This window comes from Mycobacterium sp., from assembly GCF_049683355.1.
Lineage (GTDB): Bacteria > Actinomycetota > Actinomycetes > Mycobacteriales > Mycobacteriaceae > Mycobacterium.
The window spans coordinates 1-4,979 of the sequence record NZ_JBAUJB010000254.1 but is presented as its reverse complement, the minus strand read 5'-3'; the positions used below and the strand labels follow the sequence as shown (position 1 = coordinate 4,979).

The following is a 4,979-nucleotide window of genomic DNA, read 5'->3' as shown; positions in this document are numbered from 1 at the left end:
GCCGGCCGGCGGTGCTCACCGAGGAGGAGGTGGCCTGGCTATCCCACGCGGGTGCTGATCTGCGGGCGGTGTTCGACGCCGACACCACAACGATCCGGGAACGAAAGCAGTTGCTGCGGTTGCTGATTGGTGAGGTCGTCCTCACCGTCGACCGCGATGCTGGTCAGGCCGCGGTGCGGATCCGGTGGGAAGGTGGCGCGCATACCGATATCACCGTTGCGTTGCCGCGCCGCGGCGCCGACAGCGCTATCCGCACCGAGGCCGACACGCTGGAGCGCATTCGGCGGCTGGCCGTGCACTACGACGACGCGACGATCGCCCGCCTGCTTGCCCGGCAAGGCGTGATGACCGCGACCGGGTTGGCGTTCACCCGCGACCGGGTCGGCAGCCTGCGCCGCAAACACCGGATCGCCGGGCCCAGCGAACCCGTCGGACCCATCGACGACGATGCGCATATGGTCAGCATCGCCGAAGCCCAGACGCTGCTGGGCACCTCCCGAGCTACCCTCTACCGGTGGCTGTCCAGCGGGTTCATCCGCGGCGAGCAACACGGCCCCGGCGGCCCGTGGCGAATCCGCATCGACGCCGAGCTGCGTGCCAAGGTCACCCCGGACGCGCCCGAGGGATGGGTCGGGCTCCAAGAAGCCGCCAGCCGACTCGACGTGGCCAAACAGACTGTGCTGGACCGGATTCAACGCGGCGAGCTCAACGCCGTGCATGTCAACCGCGGCCAACGCAAGGGCCTGGCCATCCAACTGCCACCACCGCAAGACGCCTTGTTCACTGCAACGCCATGAAACGCCGAGGCCAGCTTTGTTGTCGCATCCAGTCCAGAGCACCCGGTCGCACCACGCGGGTGACCATGAACACCCATAACAACGCAGCATCCGGCCCAAATCTGGACCGGATGAGACAACCAGGGAAAGGAAATTAGTAGTGAGAACCCGGCTTGACCTCACCGGTGATCACGCCGATGCGGCGGTCGGCGACACACCAGCCGATGCGGGCGACCGCCTCGTTGTGGGCGGTATGGCGGTGCAGCATGGACGGGGCCAGATCGCGGCCGAATGGGGTGCGTGAAAAACCGTAGTAGGAGATCAGTTTGTCCATCATCGAGGTTGGGCTTCCTGGCCGGTGAGCAGGTCGAGCTGCCCGGGGATCTGGTCGATGCCGCTGGATTTGGTTGGTGTGGTGGGGGTTTCGGGTCTGGCTTTCGGATGTGAATGCCGTCCGATGTGGTGCGGGATGGCCAGGCCCATCGGGGCGCCGGCCACACGGACCTCGATACGGGTCAAATCGAATGGGTCGAACACCAGCTCCACTTTGCGGCCGACCAGCCCCGGGTCGACCTCATAGCTGTTTCCGTGCAGCGACACGGTCGCGGTCTTGGTCACGCGGCGGTGCTCTTCCCACAAGAACGCCTCGGTGAGCGTCTCGGGCGCGGGCAGCGGCACCGCGCCGACGGCGCACCAGCGATCCAGCGGGGTCTGTCCGGTTTCGGAATGGATCGTGCGGTGATAGACGGTTTCCACCCAGGCCGCAAACAGCCGATTCAGTTCGGCCAGGTCGGCGACGTAGTGGCGGCCGATGGTGTCTGGTTCGCCGGTGATCTCGACCAGGAACTGCTCACGCACGGTCCTGAAGAATCGTTCGATTTTGCCCCTACCTTCGGGTCGACCTGGTGTCGAATGAACAAGGCGTATACCGAGTTTCGCGCACGCTCGCAACAGCCACGCATCCACGTAGGCACTACCATTGTCAACGTAGATGGCCCTGGGCACGCCGCGGGAAGCCAACGCCGGGCGCAACGCGGCGGCCAGGCGCACCGTGTCCTCGGCATAGCCCCACCGGTAGCCGGGCAAAAGCCGAGAATGATCGTCTAAGAACGCGAACAGATATGTCTTACGGATTTGAATTCGTATGCCATGTAACGCATCCCCGACCCACAGGTCGTTGGGGTGTTCGGCTTCGAACCGGCCGAACACCGCCGGCGGCCCAGCAGTCGTTGCGGCGGTGAGACCCAGCCGGTGGAAGTTGCGCTGCAGGGTGCGTTCATCCGGGGCCCAGCCCAACTGGGTGCGCAAGATGCGCCGGATCGCCGCGGCGGTGCGCTCGGGGTTTTCTCGGCGCAGCGCCACCGCCAGCTCCAGCACCTCGGCCGGGGTGCGCGGGGTGCACTGGCGCGGATTGGGCACCAGCGCGTCGAACCCGCCGGCGCGCCAGTCGCGAATCCACCGGTCGATGGTTTGGCGGCTGATGCGCACCTTCCGCCCGAACGGATCGACGTGCTCCCGCGACGCCAACTCGCGCACCATCTTTCCCCGCTCCTTGGTGGAATGCGCCGCATCGGCGGCTTCTCGGATCAACTGATACCGAAACAACCCGATCGCGCGGGCCCGCTCGGCCCGCACCTTGTCCTCATCATCGACCGCCACCGGCCCGTCCTCCTTTGCGCTCTGTCAAACACACGACAGCGCACACAATTACGGCCCCTCAACCCGCGGCGGCAGGGTCGGCTCGTGTTGCACCCGCTCGCCGGGCCAGCCCGGCGCCAACAACCGCCCACCTGACACCGCCACCACGGTCTCGGCCGGCGACACCGTGGGCAGCAAAAACCGGCGCCCGATGGCCGCCGCAAGCGCCACAATCGCCACCACCGCATCGACGAAAACCCCGCCGGCCGCATCCGGCATCACCGGATCGGCATCCACCGCGCGCAGCCACACCGTGAACACCGAGCGCACCGCCTCGGCCCGCTCGGCAAACCGGCGCAGCCAGCCGCGCACCGTCTCCGCCGGGCGATCCAGCTCCGCGGCGATCCGGCGAAACCCCACCCCGCGCGTGGCCTTCGCCGCCAGCGCCGACACAATCACCGCCGCAGTGTCGGCGCGGCGCAACAACGCGGTCACCGGCAACAACACATGCGTCACCTTGCACCCGGTGCACCGCGAGCGGCGCGGACACAGCTCCACCGGCCCATCCGCACCGCGCAACCGCCGCGGTCGAGCCCGTCCCCAACCGGCCAGCACACCCCCACAGGACGGGCAGCTCAGCTCACCGGCGGCCAGCCTGCACTCGACTTGATCGACATCTGCTTCTACGGTGACCACTGCGCCTCCAAGCGCAAACAGGCGGCCCTCCCGTAGCACTCGGCCAAGAGACGACGGGAGGGCCGTCGCCTACCAATGACTTGATCACCGTGCCGCCCCGGCACCACGAACAACAAACCGGGCCCAGCACCTCAACACGCTGCTCACCGTCAGCGCCGGAACCCTACCCCCATGCGCTCACCCTGAATGCCCCCGAACAAGTGTGGAAGCTCGGGCAATGCTCGCAGATGTTGGCATACGGGCACGAGCCTTGTGCGGGGGCCCGCAGGCAGTAGCCGCCAGCGAGCCGTGATTTGATCGCCGGTGCGTCCTTCCAACTGGCGCCGGTGACATCGGCGATCGGGAGCTGGCGGCCGGTGGTGGGCAGTCCTCCGATGTGGCTTTTCGCCAGGTCCAGTGCGCGTTCATATTCGGTGCGCACGGTGTGGTCGAACAGGTGCGCGTAACGCAGACTCATTTGTGAGGAGACATGTCCGAGCAGCGCCATCAATGCTTGCAGTGACACGCCGGCGTTGATCAGGGCCGTGGCATAGGTGTGCCGCAGTTGATGCGGCGTGATGTGTCCCAGACCTGCGGTGTCGGCGGCCCGGTTCAATTCCTCGCGTACTGCGTTCTGCGAGAGCCTTTTTCCGTGGTGAGTGAACAGGAAGTCCGCCGGTGCTCCGGTGCGGGGATGGATCATGGGTCGACCGGGTGAGCGGGTCTTGGTGATGCGGTCGACGAGGGTGAGGACTTCTTCGTCGAGTGGGACCATGCGTTCGGAGTCGAGTTTGCCGAGTGGGACCTTCAGCCAGGATCCTTGCCCGGGGATCTCATGGATGCAGTCGAGTTCGAGGTCGAGCAACTCGCCGATCCGCAGCCCGCATGCGCGTTGCACCAAGAGTGCATCGGCGGCGAGTCGGTAGGGCGACTCCGCTAGTGCCGCAGTGAGTTTACGGTCAGCGTCAACGGGGAGATAGCGGGGTAGGAAGCGTTGCGGCCGTGGAAGATCGGTGCGGAAGATCAGCCGCCGCGGGGGTGCGTCGTCCCAGCCCCATTCGGTGATCTCAGCGAGGAAGTTCCCGACTGCATGGACGCGGCGGATCCGGTCGGCGACGGTGATTGGTTCGCCGGTGACGCTGTTGACGGCGGTGGTCAGCGAGGTGATGAACGGTTCGATGTGGCGACGGCGGTCCAGTTGCGATAGCGATGTCAAGGTGGGGTCGACCGCGGCGAGGTATCTGCCGAACTGCGCCAATCTGGTGGCGAGGCTGCTGACCGTTTTGGGCACGCAGGTGGCGTGTTTGCGGTTCAAGTAGGCCACGAAGGCGGGACGCAACGCGACAGGAACTTCGGCCATACGTTCTTCAAGAGACAACGCTGTGACCGCTGGCGGGGTTTGTGTGTCGAGGATGCCGAGGTGAAAAAGGATCTGGCGGGCACTGTGGGTGGTGCTGCGATAGTGTTTCGCGCCGCGCCCGGTCCGCGCCTGGCGAACATCGCAGGCGTGCAGCAACTCTTGCAGATCACTGTCCCGCAGATCAGATAAGGGACGGCCGGTCTGGATCAGCAGTCGTGCGATGATCTGCGACCCGATCGCTGAGGAAACCCGCTCACTGAAGCCCAATTCCAGTGCAGCGGTCATGAACCGGTCGAGATCGGGTTGCAGGCAACTGTCGGTCAGTTCGTGCCACAGGCTGCAGAGTTTGCGGCTGACGAGGTAGTCGTAGCCCGGTTGCAGCCGTCTGCTGACCATCAAAAAGGGGCGCTTCCGGGTTTTTCGTGGGCCCGATGTGGGCGTGACGGCCGTCAGCGGCAGGATATGGGGTATGCGCGACACCGAGCTGTACCGCCATCTGCTGGGACTGGAGACTCCGTGGAAGGTGGGGC

4 protein-coding genes and 1 pseudogene are annotated in these 4,979 nt (G+C 65.9%); 1 reads left to right on the top strand and 4 read right to left on the bottom strand.

The genetic code is table 11. From position 1 onward, the window contains the following. Nucleotides 1-797 (top strand): helix-turn-helix domain-containing protein (locus tag WA944_RS15450; RefSeq protein ID WP_526372167.1); only part of this gene is annotated, 797 nt, incomplete at its 5' end. Nucleotides 798-942: 145 nt separating this feature from the next. On the opposite strand, the pseudogene WA944_RS15445 reads toward WA944_RS15450, so the two are convergent. From WA944_RS15445 to WA944_RS15430, 4 genes and pseudogenes are all read right to left on the bottom strand, one after another. After that, nucleotides 943-1,113 (bottom strand): annotated as a pseudogene (locus WA944_RS15445) (ExeA family protein); the annotation flags it as partial. Continuing rightward, nucleotides 1,110-2,435, bottom strand: coding sequence for a DDE-type integrase/transposase/recombinase (locus WA944_RS15440; RefSeq protein WP_526647094.1), 1,326 nt, complete (start codon nt 2,433-2,435; stop codon nt 1,110-1,112). The pseudogene WA944_RS15445 and the gene WA944_RS15440, both read right to left, overlap by 4 nt. Nucleotides 2,436-2,483: 48 nt before the next feature. Beyond that, nucleotides 2,484-3,110 carry a hypothetical protein gene (locus tag WA944_RS15435; RefSeq protein WP_526611466.1) on the bottom strand — a complete coding sequence of 209 codons (627 nt, stop codon included), beginning with the start codon at nt 3,108-3,110 and terminating at the stop codon, nt 2,484-2,486. Between the two features lie 163 nt (nt 3,111-3,273). After that, entirely contained in the window at nt 3,274-4,929 is a 1,656-nt protein-coding gene (locus tag WA944_RS15430; protein ID WP_526611465.1) for a site-specific integrase, read from the bottom strand. Nucleotides 4,930-4,979: the final 50 nt, after the last annotated feature.